Below are 20,589 nucleotides of genomic sequence, written 5' to 3' on the forward strand. Positions count from 1 at the left end.
TCCAGTTTGAAAGGGTTTTCCTGCGAGGCGCTACGCAAAAAAGAAGGGCCGGAGAATCCGACCCTTCTACGAAGAGAGAATAATTACAGCAGGCGGCGCGCCGCTTCCACGACAATTTTCACCGCGTGGCTTTCGGTTTGCTTCATGGTTTCCGCGTTCGGAATCTCCTGCTGGGTACGGTTGACGATAACCCCGGCAACCATTCCGGCGCGCAGGCCCTGGCTGGCGCACATGGTCAGCAGAGTGGCGGATTCCATTTCATAGTTCATTACGCCCATCGCCTGCCACTCTTCCATCGAGCCTTTAAAGCGGCTAACGACGCGGCCGGAGAAGGTATCGTAACGTTCCTGGCCCGGATAGAAGGTGTCGGAAGAAGCGGTCACGCCGATATGGGTGGTCGCGCCAATAGACTTCGCCGCCTCAACCAGCGCGGTAGTACATTCAAAATCAGCCACCGCCGGGAACTCCATCGGCGCAAAGTGCAGGCTTGCACCGTCCAGGCGGACAGAAGCGGTGGTCACCAGAACATCACCTACGTTAATGTGCGGCTGAATGGCGCCGGTGGTACCAATACGCAGGAAGGTACGGATGCCGAGCTGGGCCAGTTCTTCCACGGCGATAGAGGTCGATGGGCCGCCGATACCGGTAGAGCAGACAATCACTGCTTTACCATCCAGCTCGGCGCGCCAGGTGGTGAATTCACGGTGAGATGCCAGCTTAACCGGCTTATCCATCAGCGCGGCGATCTTTTCCACACGCTCCGGATCGCCAGGGACGATAGCCAGCGTAGCCCCTTGTAAATCGTTTTTGGTGAGGCCGAGATGAAAAACATCAGACTTGGACATAAAAAACTCCTCTGTGGGTCGAATTATCAGCAGAAGCAAAACGGTACTTTACAGAAGCTGCTGGTTCAGTTTTGTGATACCAATCACCATGAATGAAATTCATTGCAATAACTTTCCATAAAATAGTGATATACATCACATTAACAAGCTAAATCTCAGAACCCTGAACAAAAGATAGCCGGTTTCGGGCACTGTGTTTGGTTAACGTCCTGTCCAGAGCAGCTATAGTTATTGATGCGCTAATAATTGAGGGTACGGAGAATACCATGACGACAATCAAGCCAACCGGCTTTGCACCTGCAGCCACGCCGCACGCCTCAACTGCCGTTCACACATCAGATGAGAACATCGTGTCCGGGGAGACATCCATCCCTTCGCAGGGAGATAACATGCCGGCATTCCATGCCCGCCCGCGCAGCGTCGACGGTTCGCTGCCGGTGGTTATCGTGGTTCAGGAAATTTTCGGCGTGCATGAACATATCCGCGATATCTGCCGCCGCCTGGCTAAGGAGGGGTATCTGGCTATCGCACCGGAGCTGTATTTCCGCCAGGGCGATCCTAACGATTACAGCGACATTCCTTCTCTGTTCCAGGGACTGGTCACAAAGGTGCCGGATTCTCAGGTGCTGGCCGACCTCGATCACGTGGCCAGCTGGGCCTACCGCCACGGCGGCGACGCCCACCGTCTGCTCATTACCGGTTTCTGCTGGGGCGGGCGTATCACCTGGCTGTACGCTGCGCATAACCCGCAGCTAAAAGCCGCCGTCGCCTGGTACGGCAAGCTGGTCGGCGAAAAAACGCTTAATTCGCCGAAGCATCCGGTCGATGTCGCCGTCGATCTGAATGCGCCGGTTTTAGGGCTGTATGGCGCAAAAGATGACAGCATCCCACAGGATACGGTAGAAACCATGCGCCAGGCGCTACGGGCGGCCAACGCCACGGCGGAAATTGTGGTTTATCCGCAGGCCGGCCACGCTTTTAATGCCGACTATCGCGCCAGCTATCATGAAGAGTCGGCGAAAGACGGCTGGCAGCGAATGCTGGCGTGGTTTGCGCAGTACGGCGGTAAGCGGGGGTAAAAATCAACTATTGCCGATATGGTGACTCACCATCCCGGCAATAGTCCCGTCCGCTATCCATGAAGAAAGGCAGCGGCAAATAAATTCATAGTGCTGTGTCGCATTGCGCGGCACGCATATCGCCTGATGTATCTGGCTAAAACTATCGGGTAAAACGCGAAACTGTGGATTATCCCGCTCGGCTTTCTCCAGAGGCTGACGAATACCGGCCACCATATCACCTTCGCCGTTGATGAACGCCTGTATAGCATCCTGCGAAGTGGCATATTGGCGCAGCGTCGCATGTTTCAGCGTGCGAATCAGATACAGCTCGTAGGCCGCACCTTTGCCCACGTTGATTACTGAACCTTCGCGGTCCATCTCCTGAACCGATTGAATCTTGCTCTCTTTTTTAACCATCAGCGAACTCTCGATCGTGATGTAGGAGGGCGTAAAGCGAAGCTTATCTTCCCTCGCCGGGTCGATAGCCAGAAAAGCGATATCCCATTGATCCATCAGCGCCGCATCCACGACCTGCCCGGCCGTTGGCCAGGTCACCAACCGCGCTTCACGCTGGCTCTCAGTCGCCAGTTTCTTTGCCAGTTCGACGGTTATCCCCCCCGGCGATCCATCTGGCGACAGTATCGTAAGAACCGGGTTGCCCAGATTAATGGCAAAACGTAAATACTTCTTTTGCTCGTGGCGTTCAATCATCATTCATCTCCGAAGAGTGACAGTAGACCCATTCAGTAAATGATTAACTCTGGCCATCTCCAGCGCCAGGGCTTTGACGTATTACTTTAAGCATATCAATGCTGCGCGCCGCAGCATTTTTTATATTTACGTCCGCTGCCGCAGGGGCAAGGATCGTTGCGGGAAGCCGTTTTCGGCTGCTGCTCTTCTTGCGCCAGCCACTGCATCATGGCCGGGAGCGGATAACCGTTTTCCAGAAGCTGCCGCCAGACGTTCATATACGGCGTCACGTGTTTGAAAAAGTGCTGGTAGCCTGCGCACAGGTAGCTATGGCCGGGGCGACCGCTCGGGGAAACGGCGAAGCGATGTTTCGGACAACCGCCGTGGCAGGCAAAGCGAAACTCGCAGCTGCGGCAATCCGCCGTTAGCGTCTCTTGTTTTGCCTGACCAAAAGCGATGGCCTGCTCGCTATTATTCAGCTCGCGGATGCTCTGCTGATGAATATTACCCAGCTTATGCTCCGGATAAACAAAGTGATCGCAGTTATACAGATCGCCGTTCGATTCCAGCGCAAAAGCATGCCCGCAGGTTGGCGAATGTACGCAAAGCACCGGCGGCTGACCGGTCCATGCCGCCAGGGCAACGTCAAACATCTGCACGTAGACGCGATCGACGTCGCGACGCACCCAGATATCGAAAATTTGGTTAAGAAACTCGCCGAACTGCCAGGAGGGTACCGTCCAGGGCGCCAGCCGCGCCGCGCTCTCACCCGGGAGCACCAGCTGGAGCGGCGCCGAGGCGTCGCTGCTCATCCGTTCGACCAGCGGGATAAACTGCATATAGCGCGAACCGGCCGCCAGCAGGAAATCATACACTTCACGGGCATGATCGACGTTATGCTTGCCGACGACGGTCAGGGTATTGAACTCGACGTTATGCGCCTTCAGCAGCGCCATCGCCGCAACAACCTTTTCGTGGGTACCCTTTCCGGCGCGGTTAACGCGGTACTGGTTATGCAGATGCGCCGGGCCGTCTATCGACAAACCCACCAGAAAACCCTGTTCGGCAAAAAAACGCGCCCACTCTTCGTCCACCAGGACGCCGTTAGTTTGCAGCGCATGTTCTATCTTCTTACCGTTGGCGTACTGGCCGCACAGCTCAACGACCCGGCGAAAAAACGGCAGCCCCATCATGGTCGGCTCGCCGCCCTGCCAGGCAAAGGTCACCGCATCGCCGGACTGGGCGGCAATATGCTGGCGAATATAGTTTTCCAGCGTCTCATCGGACATGCGCCAGTTTTTATTCCGTTCCGGATAAAGCGCTTCTTTTTCCAGATAAAAGCAGTAGGTGCAATCGATGTTACACACCGAGCCGCTCGGCTTTGCCATCACGTGGCAGCCATGAATCATGCTAATTTCCCCAGATTTGATGGCCCGGTAAATGCTGCCATTAACTGTTCTCTACAATGTACTGATAGCAGCTGGCGATATGGCGGGCGATGGTATATTCCACCAGCTCGCCGCGATCGTTAAATCCCTGGCGAGTCTTCACCAGCAGCGGCTCGCCTGCGGCAACCTGCAGAATGTCGCAGTCCTGGGCCGTCGGCAGCTCGGCGGTAATGGTGTCTTTATAGCTGTCAATATTCTCGCCGCGCTGTTCCAGCGCACTATACAAACCTTCTTTAAACGCGTCTAAAGTCAGCTCGCCCAGACGCGGCGTCAGCCAGATATAGTTTACCTGCGCGGGCAGTTCATTTTGTCGATAGATCGTGCGGGTGAGACGCTGAATTTTCTGCCCCGCCGGGAGAGCGAAGGCCTGCGCCACTTCCGCCGGCGGCAACAGCTGCTCGAGTGTCAGATTATGTCGCGAAATAGAGTGCTGCTGCTGGCCATCAACCAGCCGGATACGGGTTTTGACGCCCTGTTTCTCTGAGGTGCTGATAACCATAGTGCCGATTCCAGCCTGGCGTTTTACCAGCCCTTTCGCGGCCAGCTCGGCCAGCGCGCGCCGGGCGGTGATGCGGCTGACGCCGAACAGCTCTTCAAACTCGGCTTCGGTCGGCAGGACATCATTCTTTTTGTAGGCCCCGGTTCTCAGCTTTTCCAGCAGGATATCGTGAAGCTGGGCGTACAATGGTTTCGCGCCGCGAGAATAGTCCAGTTCTTCTTTCATTAACTTCGCACTCCTGTTCCCCGGCCGCAGCCGGGGGTACCCCTTAATCAAGTCGCATTTCTAACGCCATCTTATAGTACACGCTCTGATGCTGCTCCTCCGGAACCTCGTTCTGCACGAAAGCCCACAAATTTTGCCGCGCCCAGTCCGGCTGACAGGTGGCCCGCAGTTTGTCAGCCAGAACATGCTGCCCGCTGCCCTCAAGATGCTGCAGTAGCGCAAACAGGCCGTAGCGCACCTGCGGCGTAAAGGCGGCCAGCTCCGGTAGCAGATGCGGATCCAGCCCCAGCAGCGGGCTTTGCGCATCATCCAGGCCATAGCGCGCGTACAGCTCAGCGGGCGCATCGTTCTCCTTCATCATGCAGATCATCTGCTCCCGCAGCCGCCGCGCCGCGTGTTCATCCCGGCACTGGGTTTGCTGCGTCGGATCGGTGTGTAAATCATATAGTCGATGACCGAAGCGATCGGCGCCGCGGGTCATCACCGACTCAGCGGGAATTTTCATTACCGGACAGCCCTTGGTAAAGCGAAACGGCGGATGCAGCGTCGTTTCGCGCAGCTCCTGCGGCGTGAAGCGACGATTGATACGGGTCGGCATCAGGGTGTATTCGAACAGGCCATCGACGCCTTGCTCAACGGGCGAGCGCATATAGACGTAGCGACCATCGGTAATATTAATATGGCAACCGTGATAGCCAAACAGAGCATAGTCGCGGACAGGGGTATCGTCGCGCAGCGCGGGCAGCAGCGACACGCCCTGCATATCCGCCGGTTTATTCAGGCCAAAACAATCCAGCAGCGTCGCGGCGATATCGATGGTCTGCGCCAGCGCCTGACGAGACTCGCCCGCGCCGCCATACTGCGGATGCCAGATAAACAGCGGAATATTTGCCACTTCGTTATACAGCGGCATAATATTTTTCCCCCACCACTCGTGCTCGCCGAGCAAAAAACCGTGGTCGGTGTTGACGATCAGCATCGTGTCGCGCCAGAGATCGTAACGATCCATATAGTCCAGCACCTTACCGACGTACGCATCCACCATCGTCAGCAGCGCCATATAGTATTTCTGGATCATGCTCTTGCGTTCGTCGCTTTCGGTGACGAAGTAGTAAGGCGGCCAGCCGTCGAACTGCGCAGGATCGTCAATGCCGTACATCTTGAGATATTTTTCCGGCACGAAAAACGGCTCATGCGGGTCGAAACATTCCAGCTGCAGAAACCAGTTATCGCTGGCATGGTTGGCGTCGATAAAACCCAGCCCTTTGCCGATCGTCTTCGCCAGATGATGATCCTCTTCGTTCTGCATAAACTGCACGTTGATCTGATGCTGAATCCGGCTGGCGATCCGCCGCTGTTTGATCTCCTCCGGCTCGCCGGATTCGTAGCGATATTGCGGCTTATCCACCACCCCTTTCCAGGCATCGCCCTCCTGACCGCGCACAAACTCGTAGGTGCTGTAGCGAGAGTGATAGGTCGCTCCGCCGTCGCGCCAGTAGTGTTTGTGATCCGTCACCAGGTGGGTGTGAATACCGTTCTTCTTCAGCAGCTCGGGAACCGAATCATCGAACGGCTCGATTGGCGACCAGCCGCGATGTAAAAAGTTATAGCGTCCGGTATGCAGCTCCCGGCGTGCGGGCATGCAGGGCATGCTGCCGACATAGCCGTTGTCAAAACGAACCGTACGCTCCCTCAGCCGCTGGAAATTCGGCGTGATCGCCCTGTCGCTGCCGTAGGCCGACAGCAGGCGCTTATTCAGCGAATCAAACATCAACATTATCGCTTTCATGCTTTACTCCTTCACTCTTCCTTCACGCCGTTTCTTTATCGTAACCGCGTACTTTGCCGACGATATAGGTCAGCACGAAGGCTGCAGCGCAGCCGGTTAACCATGAGATGATGTACTGCAAATATTTGCCGTCGGCGATGAGCGGCAGCGCGGACAGCCCGGCGGCGCCAACGCCGTTGGTTGAGACGCCCAGCAGCACCACCATCATTCCGCCGAAACCAGCGCCGATGGAGCCGGTTATAAAGGCAAATCCTGCCGGAATATTGACGCCGAAAATGGTCGGTTCACCCACCGCCAGAATAGAGGTCGGGATCGCCCCTTTAGCGATTTTCTTCATCATCGGGTCGCGCGTCAGCAGCAGCACCGCCGTCGCGGCACCCACCATCCCGGCGTTGGACATAATCTGGATGGCAAAAAGCGGCGCGTGGCCGGTCGCGTTAATCATCTCCAGATGAATAGGGAACAGGCCGTGATGCAGACCAAGCGAAATCAGGAAGGGGAAAAGCGCGGAGAGGACAAACCCAGCCGCAATGCCGCCGGTAGAGAGCAGGCCGTTTAGCCCGTGCAGAATACCGTTAGAAATGACGCCCGCCACGGGCATAATCACCAGCAGCAGCGCCGCTGCCATCACCACCAACACGATAGTTGGCGTGACCACAACATCAACAATATCCGGGACAAAGCGCCGCACCCGTTTTTCCAGCAGGCACATTAGCCAGGCGCAAAGAATGACGCCAATCAGCCCGCCCTGCCCCGGGATCAGCCCCAGCGCGGTAATCTGCGGCACGATGGTGATCGCCCCCAGCAGGCCGCCCATCACCGCGTTTCCGTCAAACTCCTTCGCCGCCGTCACGCCGGTATAAATGGCGAGGAAGCCGAACAGCGCTTTAGAGACGATATCAAGGAACTGGCTGATGCCGAGCATATGCCGTTGATCGAGCACCACCTGGGTAGGCGACAGGTCTCCCGGCGCCGCCACATGATGCGCCAGCGCCCAGGAAGCGGCTGAGTTCACCAGCACGTTATTAATTCCCATCAGGATACCGGCGGCAATCAACGATGGCAGGATCGGCACAAAAATATTGGCAATATGCTTAAGGATAACTTTGGTGCGGGTCTGTTTTTTCGCCTTTTCCCGCGCCAGCTGAGCTTTTTGCTCAACGTTGCTTAACGGAGTAGCGTCCGCAGGCTGGCCCTTAAGCAGATCGTTAATCACATTTGCGACCTTCGACGATTTTCCCGGCCCGACAATAACCTGCAGGGTATCGTCCTCAACGACCCCGAGTACGCCTTCAATGCTTTTAAGCGCGGCGATATTGACTCGTGTTTGATCGCTTATCGTCATTCGTACGCGCGTCATACAGTTGGTCACATGCAGAAAATTAGCTAAGCCGCCACAGTGCCCCACAATCGCGTTTGCCACCTGGTTGTAGTCCATACAGAGGTTCCTTTATTATTTTACTGGCAATTGTTATAACAATATAATGTTATTATGTTTGTGAGGATCGTCATAAAGGCGCACCAGCGATCGATTTTTGGCAGGGAAGAACAAAAAAGGAGGCCGAAGCCTCCTTGAGCAGAGAGTGGTCAGGATAAGCACATTCGCCGGGTTGCGCTGTGCTTACTCGGGCTACCGGCCCGCAGGCGGCGATCCGTAGCCCCCCACCGGGGGAAAGAGCACTGAGTGGCTCAGGGGTTATTATGCTGTCATCCGGACGCCGGAAAGCGTGGTTATACTATGCCTGACGCAGGTTCTGCGCGGCTTTAACCATGTTGGCCAGCGCAGCACGGGTTTCCGCCCAGCCGCGGGTTTTCAGGCCGCAGTCCGGGTTTACCCACAGGCGCTCTGCCGGGATGCGCTGCGCGGCTTTCTTCAGCAACGCCTCGATCCACTCCACGCCTGGGACGTTCGGCGAGTGAATATCGTACACCCCCGGCCCGATCTCATTCGGATAGTCGAACTCTTCAAACGACTCCAGCAGCTCCATATCAGAGCGCGAGGTTTCGATGGTAATCACGTCCGCATCCAGCGCGGCGATAGAGTCCATGATGTCGTTGAACTCGCAATAGCACATATGGGTATGGATCTGGGTGTCATCTTTCGCCGCCGCGGCATTGATGCGAAAAGCTTCCACACCCCACGCCAGATAGTCCTCCCAGTCGCTACGTTTCAGCGGTAGCCCTTCGCGCAGCGCCGGTTCGTCAATCTGGATGATGCCGATACCGGCGGCTTCCAGATCCGCCACTTCGTCACGCAGCGCCAGGGCAATCTGCTTCGCAATCGTTTCACGGCTGACGTCCTCGCGCGGGAAGGACCAGCAAAGAATGGTCACAGGACCGGTCAGCATGCCTTTTACCGGTTTGTCGGTCAGCGACTGTGCGTATTTTGCCCACTCGACGGTGATCGCCTCCGGACGGCTGACGTCGCCAATCACCACCGGCGGCTTAACGCAGCGGGAACCGTAGCTCTGTACCCAGCCGTTCTGGGTGAAGATAAAGCCGTCCAGATGTTCGCCAAAATATTCCACCATGTCGTTACGTTCGGCCTCACCGTGTACCAGCACGTCCAGCCCCAGCCGCTCCTGCTCGACGATCGCCTGCTTGATGTGTTCAGCGATGCCGGTGCGGTAGCGGTTAGCGTCGAGATGGCCTTTTTTGAAGTCCAGACGCAGGCCGCGGATCTCGGGAGTCTGCGGGAAAGAACCGATGGTGGTGGTCGGCCAGGCCGGCAGCTTAAAGCGGGCGCGCTGCGCTTCGGCGCGAACTTCGTAGCCGCTTTGACGCTGACTGTCCTGAGCGGTTATGGCTGCCAGACGCTTCTCTACCGCCGCGTTATGCACGCGGGTTGAATAGCGACGGGCCCGGATCGGTGCGCTCCAGTCAGCAATCGCAGCGGTGTCGCCGCTGTTCAGCGCATCGCGCAGCAGCGCCAGTTCCTGGCATTTTTGCAGGGCGAAGGCAAACCAGCTCTTCACTTCGGCATCAAGCCGCGTTTCCACGCTCAAATCGATCGGGCTGTGCAGCAGGGAGCAGGAAGAGGCGACCCACAGCTCGCGTTTGCCGACAATCCCTTTAACCTGCGCGTATTTTTCGCTCAGATCGGCGCGCCAGACGTTGCGACCGTTGATCAGGCCCGCGGAGAGCAGCCAGTCGGCAGGCAGGCGCTTATGCAGTTCGGCGACATCATCCTGGCCATGGACCAGATCCACATGCAAACCCTGCACCGGCAGCGCGGTAATGGTGTCGAGGTTATCGGTAATGCCTTCAAAGTAGGTGGTCAACAGTAGCTTAATCTGGCCATTAAGCGCCTCATAAGCCGGTTTGAAAGCGTCCAGCCACGTCTGCGGCAGCTCGAGCACCAGCGCCGGTTCATCAATCTGCACCCACTCAATGCCTCGTTTTGCCAGCTCCGCCAGCACCTGCTGGTAAACCGGCAGAATATCGTGCAGCAGGTTCAGACGATCGAACGACTCGCCTTTCACCTTACCAAGCCACAGATAGGTGACTGGCCCAAGCACGACGGGCTTCACTTTGTGGCCCAGCGCCAGCGCTTCGTCCACCTCATCCAACAGCTGGTTCCAGCTCAGTTTGAACTGCTGGCCCTTCACGAATTCCGGCACCATGTAGTGGTAGTTGGTGTTAAACCATTTGGTCATTTCCGCCGCCGCGGCCGGTTCGCCGGTCGGCGCGCGGCCGCGACCCATGCGAAACAGAGTATCGATATCGACGGAGCCGTCTTTGTTCTGATGACGAGCCGGCACGTTGCCAAGCCACAGGCTGGTGGTCAGAACATGGTCGTACCAGGCGAAATCGCCAACCGGCAGCAGATCAACGCCCGCCTGCTTTTGCTGTTCCCAGTGGCGAGCGCGCAGTTCCCGGCCAACGGCCAGCAGTTCTTCGCGGCTGATATTGCCCGCCCAATAGCTTTCTTGCGCTTTCTTCAGCTCGCGACGCAGGCCAACGCGAGGGAAACCGAGGGTGTGATTAATAATTGTCATTTTTTGAGCCTCATAATTGCAATCCGAAGGATTTCGGATTTAGGGAAGGCGGCAAACTTGCTCATCCCCAGGAGCTTACTGAAGTAAGTGACTGGGGTGAGGAAGTGCAGCCAACGCACCATAAATTCGAAAGATAAAGGATTTAGCCGTCCAGATGTTTACACATCCATAATTGGCAGTTACTGTATATTCCTCAAGCGCAAATTATTCATGGCGAAGTGAAGGACTTTCATGATCGAAATTAAACACCTGAAAACGCTCCAGGCGTTGCGGAACAGCGGTTCGCTGGCAGGCGCAGCAGCGGCCCTGCACCAGACTCAATCCGCCTTGTCCCACCAGTTCAGCGATCTGGAACAGCGCCTTGGCTTCCGTCTGTTTGTGCGTAAAAGTCAGCCGCTGCGCTTTACGCCGCAGGGTGAAATCCTGCTCCAGCTGGCCAACCAGGTGCTGCCGCAAATCAGCCGCGCCCTGCAGGATTGCAATGAGCCGCAGCAAACTCGTCTGCGTATCGCCATCGAATGCCATAGCTGTATTCAATGGCTCACGCCGGCGCTGGAGAGCTTCCGCGCCCGCTGGCCGCATGTGGAAGTGGACTTTCAGTCCGGCGTGATCTTCGACCCGCAGCCGGGCCTGCAGCAGGGCGAGCTGGATCTGGTCATGACCTCCGATATCCTGCCGCGCAGCGGTCTGCACTATTCGCCAATGTTTGATTTCGAAGTGCGTCTGGTGATGGCGCCGGATCATCCGCTGGCGACAAAGACGCGCATTGCGCCTGAGGATTTAGCAACCGAGATGCTGCTGATTTACCCGGTCCAGCGCGCTCGTCTGGATATCTGGCGTCACTTCCTGCAGCCTGCGGGGATCAGCCCGCAGCTGAAGAGCGTCGACAATACGCTGCTGTTAATTCAGATGGTGGCGGCGCGGATGGGCATCGCCGCCCTGCCGCACTGGGTTGTGGAAAGCTTTGAGCGCCAGGGTCTGGTGGTGACCAAAACCCTGGGCGAGGGACTGTGGAGCCGGCTATACGCCGCGGTACGCGACGGCGAACAGCGCCAGCCGGTGACCGAGGCGTTTATTCGCTCAGCGCGGAACCACGCTTGCGACCATTTACCGTTTGTGCGGAGTGCGGAGCGACCCAGCGTCGATGGACCCACAGCGAGGCCAGGATCACCAGAGCTCCCGTAATAAAACTTGGCCAACGGGGCTGCTCCTGCCAGATAGCAAGATTCACCAGCAGCCCGGCAGGTACATGCATATTGTTCATGATGCCGAGCGTACCGGCATCCACCTGGGTGGCGCCGTAGTTCCACATGAAGTAGCCGATCCCCGATGCCGCCACGCCAAGGAACACCAGAATGCCCCACTGTAGAGAAGTTTCCGGCATTTTCTGCGCATTGCCCAGTATCGGCCAGGCAACCGCCGCCACCAGAAACGCCCCGACATAGAACCAAGCGAAGGCATTATGCTGCGGCATCGGACGCGTTTCCATCAAGCGCTTGTAGCCCACCATGCCAATCGCGAAGCTGATATTGGAGAGCTGCACCAGGATCAAACCGGTCCAGAAATGATTTGTCACCTGGTCGTAGCGAATAATACCCGCGCCTATCACCGCCAGCAGCGCGCTGCAGGCGTAGCCCCAGCGCAGGCGGCGGCGGCTCATTACATCATAAATCAGCGTGATATAGAGCGGCGTCAGGACGGTAAACAGCAGGAGTTCAGATACCGTCAGGTACAGATAGGCCTGGAAACTCAACATATACATAATGCCGAGCTGCATCGCCCCCACCAGCATATACAGGCCGATGGTGGACAGGCTTTGCCCGCGGGTGCGCAGGAAAGGTAAAAAGACCAGCGCCGCCAGACCAACGCGCGCCAGCACCGCGAAATAACTGTCGACGTGACCTGCAAGGTATTCGCCATAGAGGCTAAAAGAGAAGGCCCACAGAATGGTGGTGATAATCAGTAGCGCCACAATGAATGTCTCATAGAGTAAAGAACACTCATTGTAGCGAAGTGACAGGTTGACGACTGCTCATTAATTAAACAATCGTCAATCTTTTTTAGTCAAGATAGAGTTTACGCAGGTAGTGGGGAACGGCGTCGTCGACGTTACTGCCAATCACTTCCAGCTCAGGATGCAGGTCTTTCAGCCGCTGGTGCGCGTTGGCCATAATGCAGCCCTTGCCCGCCATCGACAGCATTTCCGCATCGTTCATACCGTCGCCGAAGGCGATACACTCTTTCAGGCGATAGCCGAGCATTTTCGCCACGGCCTCCAGCGCATGGCCTTTCGACACGCCGCCCGCCATCACTTCGAGGCAGGTAACGGTAGAGAAGCTCACGTTCACCCGATCGCCCCAGCGGGCGTTGATCGCCTGCTCCAGCGGCAGCAGATGCTCATGCTTATCGCAGGTGAAAAAGACTTTGCTGATCCCTTCCGGGTCCAGCTCGCCCGGCTCGTACAGCTTGTAGTTAAACACTGCCTCTTTGAAGAAGCGCATCTCTTCCGGACGGTGGCGGTTCATATACCACTCATCTTCACGATAAACGTTGGTTACGATCGCCGGATCGTTTCGCATCATCTCGAACAGGTCAGCGGCGATATCGCGATCAAGGTTATGAGCGAAGATCTGCTTCCCGTCGCTATCATGTACGCGGGCGCCGTTAGAGGTGATCATATAGGATTTAATGCCGAGATTATCGCGAATTTGCCCAACATCGATGTAGTGGCGGCCGGTCGCGAACACGAAATTGATACCGCGTGCGGTAAGCAGTTTCAGCGTCTCTTTGGCGTAGGGGGTTAAGCAGTGATCGGGAGAAAGCAGCGTGCCATCTAAGTCAGACGCAACAACCTGGTACATAAAAATTTTAACCTCTAAACAGGGCGACGAGCGTTTCGCCGGATTAAGTATGTCGAGCAAAAAAATCGACGATAGCGTTTAGCGCGACCGAGCGCATGGCGTCCTTTTCAAAAAGGATCTCATGGTATGCCCCTTCTATGACAAACGGCTTATTCCCTTCGCAGGGATGGCCGCCTGCGGCGCGAAGTTCACAGTAGCGATCGTGCATACGGTTATCGACTACTCGCTCTTCTTCCGCCTGGAGCAATAATGTTGGCGTAACGTCTTTTTCCGCGCCGGCCAGCACCTCTTCGCCCGCAAGGATCCCCTCGCGCACCCAATGGAACGTTGGCCCGCCGACCCGCAGCTGCGGCTCATCGGCGTAAAAACGCAGGTTGCGACGATAGCGTTGACGGCTGTGCGTCAGTACGTTGACCGCAAAGGGCAGCGCCCGCCAGCGGCCGGTACCGAGGGCATACTCTTCACGAATGCGCTGATGGCCCTCAGCCCAATCGAGAATGTGGCGCACCATCCAGTCAGGCAGGCGCATAACAATGCCGAACATCGGCGCGCAGAGCGCCATCGCGTCGCAATGCTGGTGGTGGCGCTGCAAAAATAGCGTCGCAATAGCGCCACCCATGGAATGGGCAAGAATAAACCGTTTCCGCCAGTGCCCCGGCACGACATGTTGTTGCCAGAAAGCGGCGAGATCGTCAACGTAATCGCTGAAATTTACGACGTGCCCGCGGTGGGTATCGGAAAGCATGCGCCCGGAACGCCCCTGGCCGCGATGATCGATAATCATCACGTCAAAGCCGCTGCGGAAAAGATCGTAAGCCAGTTCGGCGTACTTAACGTAGCTTTCAATACGACCCGGACAGATCACCACGACCCGGTCGTGACTTTTGGCGCAGAAGCGCACAAAGCGCACCGGAACGTCATCCACGCCCGTAAATTCAGCCTCTTCCCGCTGACGCCAGAAATCGGTTAGTGGCCCCATGGTAAAAGCCGCAAACGCGTTTTCTCGTGTTTCCCAGTCCTTTTGCTGCAAAAACATCGGGCTTACACCCCTGATAACCGCTGAAAATCGTTTTTTTGTCGTGCATCACACAATGCTTACACAATAGCGTATTGTGGCATAAAAACAGACAATCAGGGAGTTTCTCATGACGTTCGAGTGGTGGTTTGCCTATCTGCTAACATCTATTATTCTCAGCCTGTCGCCGGGCTCCGGGGCAATAAATACCATGACCACCTCTATTAACCACGGCTATCGCGGCGCGGCGGCCTCTATTGCCGGGCTACAGACCGGGCTCGGCATTCACATCGTGCTGGTCGGCGTCGGCCTGGGGACGCTCTTCTCTCGATCGCTGTTAGCTTTTGAAATCCTGAAATGGGCGGGCGCCGCTTATCTTATCTGGCTCGGCATTCAGCAGTGGCGAGCCGCAGGCTCTCTCGATCTGAATACCCTTGCGAAAGCACAGACCCGCGGCAAACTCTTTAAGCGCGCGGTATTCGTGAATCTGACCAATCCGAAAAGCATCGTATTTCTCGCCGCGCTCTTCCCGCAGTTTATCGTGCCGCACCAGCCTCAGGTAATGCAGTATCTGGTACTTGGCGTTACCACTATCGTGGTCGATATTATCGTCATGATTGGCTACGCCACGCTGGCCCAGCGTATCGCTGCATGGATCAAGGGGCCAAAACAGATGAAGGCGCTGAATAAGGTCTTTGGTTCGCTGTTTATGCTGGTCGGCGCCCTGCTGGCCTCCGCCCGCCACGCGTGATGTATAGATAAACAAAAAATTACCGTACTGATAAAATATAGGGCCCAGGCGGGAGAAGAGCAGGATGTTCGGCCGCTATTCTATGAGCTGGCACAGCGGGTGCCGCAACATGGAGGTGTACTGATGACTCTGGCAGAAAAGTGGCTTGAGGAAGGTATGCAAAAGGGCATTAAGGAAGGCATAAAAGAGGGCAAACGCGCTGCGCTACTTAACGTCGCAAAGGCCATGCTCGAGCGGGGCATTGATACTACTGCGGTGATGGAAATGACCGGTCTCACGTCCGACGATTTGCAGCAGCTCCATCATTAATACCCGGCCCGCCCATAACCTCCTGGGCGGGACGCAGAAGGGTTAGCGTGAAATAATCAGATGAATACCGAAGCCGGCGAATAGCGTACCGGCGATGCCGTCGATCCACTTCGCCATCCGCTGATAGCCACGGCGCATGCCCGGCAGGGCGAACAGGCTGGCAACCACCGTGAACCAGGCCAGCGTCTCCAGTACGATCAGCAGAAAAATTCCCCAGCGCGCGCCAGAAGTGACGCTATCGCCGACGAACAGCGAGAACACGGAGCCGAAATAGATAATCGCTTTTGGGTTCGCCAGATTAGTCAGCAGCCCTTTCAGAAAGCTCCGGCCGCTGCGCGCCAGCTCAACCTGAGGCTCTACCGCTGCCGCCGCTTCGCCTTTTTTCAGCGCGCCACGCAGCATCTGGAAGCCCATCCAGCACAGATACAGGCCGCCGCCGACCATAATAATGGTATGCAGCCAGGCCATCTTCTCGATAATCAGGTTCAGGCCGAGCAGCGCTACGCCCGCCCATACCATTACCCCGCAGGTGATACCCAGCACGCCCATCATCGCCTCCTTACGAGAGCGGCTAACGGCGGTTTGCGAAACAAAGAAAAAGTCCGGGCCAGGACTCATCAGCGCAATGATATGCACCAGCGCGACGGTGAAGAAAAGCGTCAACATAATTAACTCGCAGGAAAATAGTCAGGACGAAAACTATATTTGCACTTTTTCGTCCGGCTGACTACTCATCATCGCCATCCACGTGCGCGCGGATCAGGGCCATAAACTCTTTACCAAAACGCTCGAGCTTACGCGTGCCGACGCCGTTGACGCTAAGCATCTCGCCGGCCGTCAGCGGCGTTTGCTCAGCCATTTCAATCAGTGTTGCATCGTTAAACACGACGTAGGGTGGGATATTCTCTTCGTCGGCAATCGCCTTACGCAGTTTGCGCAGCTTGGCAAAAAGCTTACGATCGTAATTGCCGCCAAAGGATTTCTGCATCGCTTTTGGCTTCAGCGCCACAATACGCGGCACGGCAAGCTGTAGCGTCACGTCGCCGCGCAGAACCGGACGCGCGGCCTCGGTAAGCTGTAGCGCAGAGTGCTGGGCAATATTCTGCGTGACCAGGCCTAAATGGATCAGCTGGCGGATCACGCTAACCCAATGCTCATGGCTCTGCTCGCGCCCAATGCCGTATACCGGCAGCTTATCATGCCCCATATCGCGAATACGCTGGTTATTGGCGCCGCGCAGCACTTCCACCACATAGCCCATACCAAAGCGCTGGTTGACGCGGTAAATCGTCGACAGCGCCTTCCGCGCGTCCATTAAACCGTCGTACTGTTTCGGCGGGTCGAGGCAGATATCGCAGTTGCCGCACGGCTCCTGGCGCCCCTCGCCAAAGTAGTTGAGCAACACCAGGCGGCGGCAGGTTTGCGCTTCGGCAAAAGCCCCCATCGCGTTGAGCTTATGGCGTTCGATGTCCTGCAGCGGCCCGGCGGGTTTCTCCTCAAGGCAGCGCCTGAGCCACGCCATATCCGCCGGATCGTAAAACAGCATCGCCTCGGCAGGCAGCCCATCGCGCCCGGCGCGGCCGGTCTCCTGGTAATAGGATTCAATATTGCGGGGGATATCGAAATGCACCACAAAACGGACGTTCGGTTTGTTGATCCCCATCCCGAAGGCCACCGTGGCCACCACGATTTGCAGGTCGTCGCGCTGGAATTTCTCCTGTACGTCGGCGCGGATATGATTTTCCAGGCCGGCGTGATAGGCCGCCGCGCTGATGCCGCGACTTTGCAGGCGTGCGGCGGTATCCTCCACTTTCGACCGGCTATTGCAGTAGATAATGCCTGATTTGCCGCGCTGATCCTGTACGTAGCGCATCAGCTGATCCAGCGGCTTAAACTTCTCCATCAGCATGTAGCGGATATTGGGTCGGTCGAAGCTGCTGACCTGGATAAGCGGGTCGTTCAGGCCCAGCAGGCGAACAATGTCGCGACGCGTGGTGTCATCGGCGGTGGCGGTCAGCGCCATAAACGGGATTTGCGGTATCCGCTGGCGCAGCTGCCCTAACGCAGCGTATTCCGGACGGAAATCATGGCCCCACTGGGAAATACAGTGCGCCTCATCCACCGCCACCATCGACAGATTCCAGTGCGTAAGATGCTCGAGGAAGTTATCCAGCATCAGGCGCTCCGGGGCGATATACAGCAGGCGGATCTGCCCGCTGCGGCAGCCGGCCATCACCTCCTGCTGCTGCTCCCGGCTCTGGGTTGAATTCAGGCACGCCGCCGCCACGCCGTTAGCCAGCAGCTGATCGACCTGATCCTTCATCAAGGAGATGAGCGGCGAGACCACGACGGTCAGACCGCCCAGCACCAGCGCCGGCACCTGATAACACAGCGACTTGCCGCCGCCGGTCGGCATCACCACCAGGCAATCGCGCCCGGCCAGTGCCGTATCGATAATGGTTTCCTGGCCAGGGCGAAACTGCTGGTAGCCGAAGGTCTCTTGTAAAACCTGCTTAGCCAGCGATTCCTGATTCAATACTTCCGCCTGCGCCACGTTGACCCCATATGCCTGAAAAGAAAACAGGCGCTATTTTCAGCGCCTGAGAGCCAGAGTGCAACGATTAAAACAGATCGTTGAGCATCAGCCCGACGCCGACGCGGGTTTGATTAAAGTTATAATCGATAAGCGACTCGCCATAACCGCTATAGACCTGAGTATAGACGCGCACGTGTTTGGTGATCGGATAGCTTACCCCAAGCTCGGCGCCGCCGTAGCCGGTATTCCAGTTATATTGCCCCTGAGCGCTGAGAATAGCGTCGCCCAGCTGGTAGCCCACTTTCAGCCGGTAATAACCCATATATTTGGTGATATCCGGGTTATCGTCGGTGCTGCCAATAACGTACCAGGGCTTCACCTCGACCAGCCAGTTGCCATTTTGCGCCATCAGTCGGGTATAGAGGCGATTCCAGCTGCGGGAAGTGGGATCGGAACGGCCGTTAGAGTCGTGGTTATAACCCATTTCAACGTCGCGCAGCGTCCAGCCGGCAAATGAGTAATCGGTCGCAAACCCGAGGAACAGCTGCGGCTCGTAGTTGGTTTCGCGAAACGGCGCGGACTCTTTGCTGTTGGAGAGCTGCCACCAGGATTTTTGCGTATAAGAAGCGCCCAGCAGCGAATTCTCGCCCAAAATCCCGCGCCATAATGGAAACGCCAGGCTAAGCTGGAACTTCACTTCGTCTTTACGCGCGTTTTCAGCCCAGTCGTAGCTGCGAATCGCTTCTTTATTGAGATCGCTGGTCCACGTATAGAGCAGATAGTTGCTCTCGTAGGGATAGAGCAGGAAGGGATTATCATGGTCCTGTAACAGGTTGGCGATAATACTCCCGCGAACGGCCGGAGTGTCGTGGACCTGTTCATTCACCGGCGCGTCCTGCGCCAGAACGCCGGCCGGAAGCGCAACAAGCGCCAGCAGGCAGGCCAAAGAGATACGCATTGCTGTTCTCCTGGATGGATATTTATTATTTCTGTTTAACCCAGGCAGCATTCTACCTATTTATACGTCTTCTGACCTGTTATCCGTTCTTAAAGTAGAAATCAATATTTTAGAAGCATAAAATCAACATTTCATTAACCTATGGAAATGTTGTTATGTCTGAACTGACCGCCGCCGCCGCCCTGAAGCTGGTGGGAGAAATCTTCGTCTACCACATGCCCTTTAATCGCGCCTTAGGGCTGGAGCTGGAGCGCTATGAAAAAGAGTTCGCCCAGCTGAGTTTCAACAACCAACCAATGATGGTCGGCAACTGGGCGCAGAGTATTTTACATGGCGGAGTGATTGCCTCAGCGCTGGACGTCGCGGCGGGGCTAGTATGCGTCGGCAGCACCCTGACTCGCCACGACACCATCAATGAAGAAGAGCTGCGCCAGCGCCTGTCGCGGATGGGCACCATCGATCTGCGCGTCGACTACCTGCGTCCGGGTCGTGGGGAGCGCTTTACCGCCACCAGCAGCCTGCTGCGCGCCGGTAACAAGGTGGCAGTGGCCCGCGTCGAACTGCATAACGAAGAGCAGGTGTATATCGCCAGCGCTACGGCGACGTATATGGTGGGTTGATCGGCTTAAATCGAGTAACATCATTCTCTTTGGCAATGGATTTGTACCGATGGACGCTAAACAAACGCGGGTGGGGGTTCTCCTGGCCCTGGCCGCCTATTTTATCTGGGGTATCGCGCCAGCGTACTTCAAGCTTATCTACTATGTTCCCGCCGATGAAATTCTGACTCACCGCGTGATCTGGTCCTTCTTCTTTATGGTCGCGCTAATCAGCATCAGTCGTCAGTGGCCGCAGGTCAAAAGGCTACTGAAAACGCCGAAGAAGGTGTTTCTGCTGGCCCTGTCTGCCGTGCTGGTGGGCGGTAACTGGCTGCTATTTATTTGGGCGGTCAATAACCATCATATGCTGGAAGCCAGCCTGGGCTACTTTATCAACCCGCTGGTGAATATTCTGCTGGGGATGATCTTCCTCGGGGAGCGTTTTCGTCGGATGCAGTGGCTGGCGGTGCTGCTGGCCGCCTGCGGCGTTCTGGTGCAGCTCTGGACTTTTGGCTCGTTGCCGATTATCGCGCTGGGCCTGGCGTTCAGCTTCGCTTTTTATGGTCTGCTACGTAAAAAGATCGCCGTGGATGCACAAACCGGCATGCTGTTTGAAACGCTCTGGCTGCTGCCGGTCGCCGCGATTTATCTGTTTGGTATAGCCGATAGCCCGACCAGCCATATGGGTCAGAACCCGTGGTCGCTGAACCTGCTGCTGATGGCGGCGGGCGTGGTCACCACTATTCCGCTGCTGTGCTTTACCGGCGCGGCGACCCGTCTGCGCCTTTCTACGCTGGGCTTCTTCCAGTATATCGGCCCAACGCTGATGTTCCTGCTGGCGGTGACCTTCTACGGCGAGGTGCCGGGCGCGGATAAGATGGTGACCTTTGCTTTTATCTGGGTGGCGCTGGCGATTTTCGTAATGGATGCGGTTTACACAATACGCCGTACGCGTAGGGCATAAAGCCAGACCGGTACGCAAAAAAGGAGCCGAAGCTCCTTTTT

The 20,589-nt window shown here is 56.6% G+C and carries 18 protein-coding genes and 1 pseudogene; 6 read left to right on the forward strand and 13 right to left on the reverse strand.

Features of this window, described 5'->3' with window-relative positions:
• Positions 1–83: 83 nt before the first annotated feature.
• Entirely contained in the window at positions 84–845 is a 762-nt protein-coding gene (udp, locus tag IAE27_RS23475) for a uridine phosphorylase (RefSeq protein ID WP_004097583.1), read from the reverse strand.
• Positions 846–1,111: 266 nt separating this feature from the next.
• On the opposite strand from udp, the gene IAE27_RS23480 reads away from it, so the two are divergent.
• Positions 1,112–1,924 carry a dienelactone hydrolase family protein gene (locus tag IAE27_RS23480; protein ID WP_004117059.1) on the forward strand — a complete coding sequence of 271 codons (813 nt, stop codon included), beginning with the start codon at positions 1,112–1,114 and terminating at the stop codon, positions 1,922–1,924.
• Between the two features lie 3 nt (positions 1,925–1,927).
• Here IAE27_RS23480 and IAE27_RS23485 read toward each other — a convergent pair whose 3' ends face one another.
• The 6 genes from IAE27_RS23485 to metE form a co-directional block, all read right to left on the reverse strand.
• Positions 1,928–2,617: a transporter substrate-binding domain-containing protein gene (locus IAE27_RS23485; protein ID WP_070555273.1), complete on the reverse strand. Its 690-nt coding sequence runs from the start codon at positions 2,615–2,617 to the stop codon at positions 1,928–1,930.
• Positions 2,618–2,712: 95 nt separating this feature from the next.
• A complete protein-coding gene (locus IAE27_RS23490) occupies positions 2,713–4,005 on the reverse strand; it encodes an anaerobic sulfatase maturase (RefSeq protein ID WP_023321880.1) in 1,293 nt (430 codons plus the stop codon).
• Positions 4,006–4,045: 40 nt separating this feature from the next.
• A complete protein-coding gene (locus IAE27_RS23495) occupies positions 4,046–4,768 on the reverse strand; it encodes a GntR family transcriptional regulator (protein ID WP_004107711.1) in 723 nt (240 codons plus the stop codon).
• Positions 4,769–4,811: 43 nt separating this feature from the next.
• Positions 4,812–6,557, reverse strand: coding sequence for a sulfatase (locus IAE27_RS23500; RefSeq protein ID WP_154023069.1), 1,746 nt, complete (start codon positions 6,555–6,557; stop codon positions 4,812–4,814).
• Positions 6,558–6,579: 22 nt separating this feature from the next.
• Positions 6,580–7,995, reverse strand: coding sequence for a PTS transporter subunit EIIC (locus IAE27_RS23505; RefSeq protein WP_032729265.1), 1,416 nt, complete (start codon positions 7,993–7,995; stop codon positions 6,580–6,582).
• A 298-nt stretch (positions 7,996–8,293) separates the two neighbouring features.
• Positions 8,294–10,555, reverse strand: coding sequence for a 5-methyltetrahydropteroyltriglutamate--homocysteine S-methyltransferase (metE, locus tag IAE27_RS23510; RefSeq protein WP_200092886.1), 2,262 nt, complete (start codon positions 10,553–10,555; stop codon positions 8,294–8,296).
• Between the two features lie 231 nt (positions 10,556–10,786).
• Between metE and metR the strand changes: the two genes are divergently transcribed.
• The gene (gene metR / locus IAE27_RS23515) at positions 10,787–11,740 is read left to right on the forward strand and encodes an HTH-type transcriptional regulator MetR (protein ID WP_004107703.1); all 954 of its coding nucleotides are present in this window, start codon (positions 10,787–10,789) and stop codon (positions 11,738–11,740) included.
• Here metR and IAE27_RS23520 read toward each other — a convergent pair.
• The 3 genes from IAE27_RS23520 to pldB all read right to left on the reverse strand — a co-directional run bounded on the left by IAE27_RS23520 (position 11,628) and on the right by pldB (position 14,452).
• Positions 11,628–12,527, reverse strand: a complete 900-nt coding sequence (locus IAE27_RS23520; RefSeq protein WP_154023070.1) for a carboxylate/amino acid/amine transporter — start codon at positions 12,525–12,527, stop codon at positions 11,628–11,630. The two genes, metR and IAE27_RS23520, sit on opposite strands and share 113 nt — an antisense overlap.
• An 88-nt stretch (positions 12,528–12,615) precedes the next feature.
• Positions 12,616–13,416, reverse strand: coding sequence for a sugar/pyridoxal phosphate phosphatase YigL (gene yigL, locus IAE27_RS23525; protein WP_200092887.1), 801 nt, complete (start codon positions 13,414–13,416; stop codon positions 12,616–12,618).
• Positions 13,417–13,459: 43 nt separating this feature from the next.
• Positions 13,460–14,452, reverse strand: a complete 993-nt coding sequence (gene pldB / locus IAE27_RS23530) for a lysophospholipase L2 (protein WP_004107700.1) — start codon at positions 14,450–14,452, stop codon at positions 13,460–13,462.
• A gap of 109 nt (positions 14,453–14,561) precedes the next feature.
• Between pldB and rhtB the strand changes: the two genes are divergently transcribed.
• Complete coding sequence (gene rhtB / locus IAE27_RS23535; protein WP_004107699.1) at positions 14,562–15,182, forward strand: homoserine/homoserine lactone efflux protein; 621 nt, start codon at positions 14,562–14,564, stop codon at positions 15,180–15,182.
• 12 nt (positions 15,183–15,194) lie between these two features.
• Positions 15,195–15,491: pseudogene (locus IAE27_RS29700) on the forward strand (ISNCY family transposase); the annotation flags it as partial.
• A 42-nt stretch (positions 15,492–15,533) separates the two neighbouring features.
• Here the strand turns inward: IAE27_RS29700 and rhtC are convergent.
• From rhtC to pldA, 3 genes are all read right to left on the reverse strand, one after another.
• Positions 15,534–16,157, reverse strand: a complete 624-nt coding sequence (rhtC, locus tag IAE27_RS23545) for a threonine export protein RhtC (protein ID WP_154022974.1) — start codon at positions 16,155–16,157, stop codon at positions 15,534–15,536.
• 61 nt (positions 16,158–16,218) lie between these two features.
• Positions 16,219–18,045, reverse strand: a complete 1,827-nt coding sequence (gene recQ, locus IAE27_RS23550) for an ATP-dependent DNA helicase RecQ (protein WP_016808220.1) — start codon at positions 18,043–18,045, stop codon at positions 16,219–16,221.
• 67 nt (positions 18,046–18,112) lie between these two features.
• Entirely contained in the window at positions 18,113–18,985 is an 873-nt protein-coding gene (gene pldA / locus IAE27_RS23555) for a phospholipase A (RefSeq protein ID WP_200092888.1), read from the reverse strand.
• Positions 18,986–19,140: 155 nt separating this feature from the next.
• On the opposite strand from pldA, the gene yigI reads away from it, so the two are divergent.
• Entirely contained in the window at positions 19,141–19,605 is a 465-nt protein-coding gene (gene yigI, locus IAE27_RS23560) for an acyl-CoA thioesterase YigI (protein ID WP_004097567.1), read from the forward strand.
• A gap of 49 nt (positions 19,606–19,654) precedes the next feature.
• The gene (gene rarD, locus IAE27_RS23565; RefSeq protein ID WP_004107689.1) at positions 19,655–20,548 is read left to right on the forward strand and encodes an EamA family transporter RarD; all 894 of its coding nucleotides are present in this window, start codon (positions 19,655–19,657) and stop codon (positions 20,546–20,548) included.
• Positions 20,549–20,589 lie beyond the last annotated feature (41 nt).

The sequence above is a fragment of the Klebsiella sp. S69 genome (assembly GCF_016516145.1).
In the GTDB taxonomy this organism is placed as follows: domain Bacteria; phylum Pseudomonadota; class Gammaproteobacteria; order Enterobacterales; family Enterobacteriaceae; genus Klebsiella; species Klebsiella oxytoca.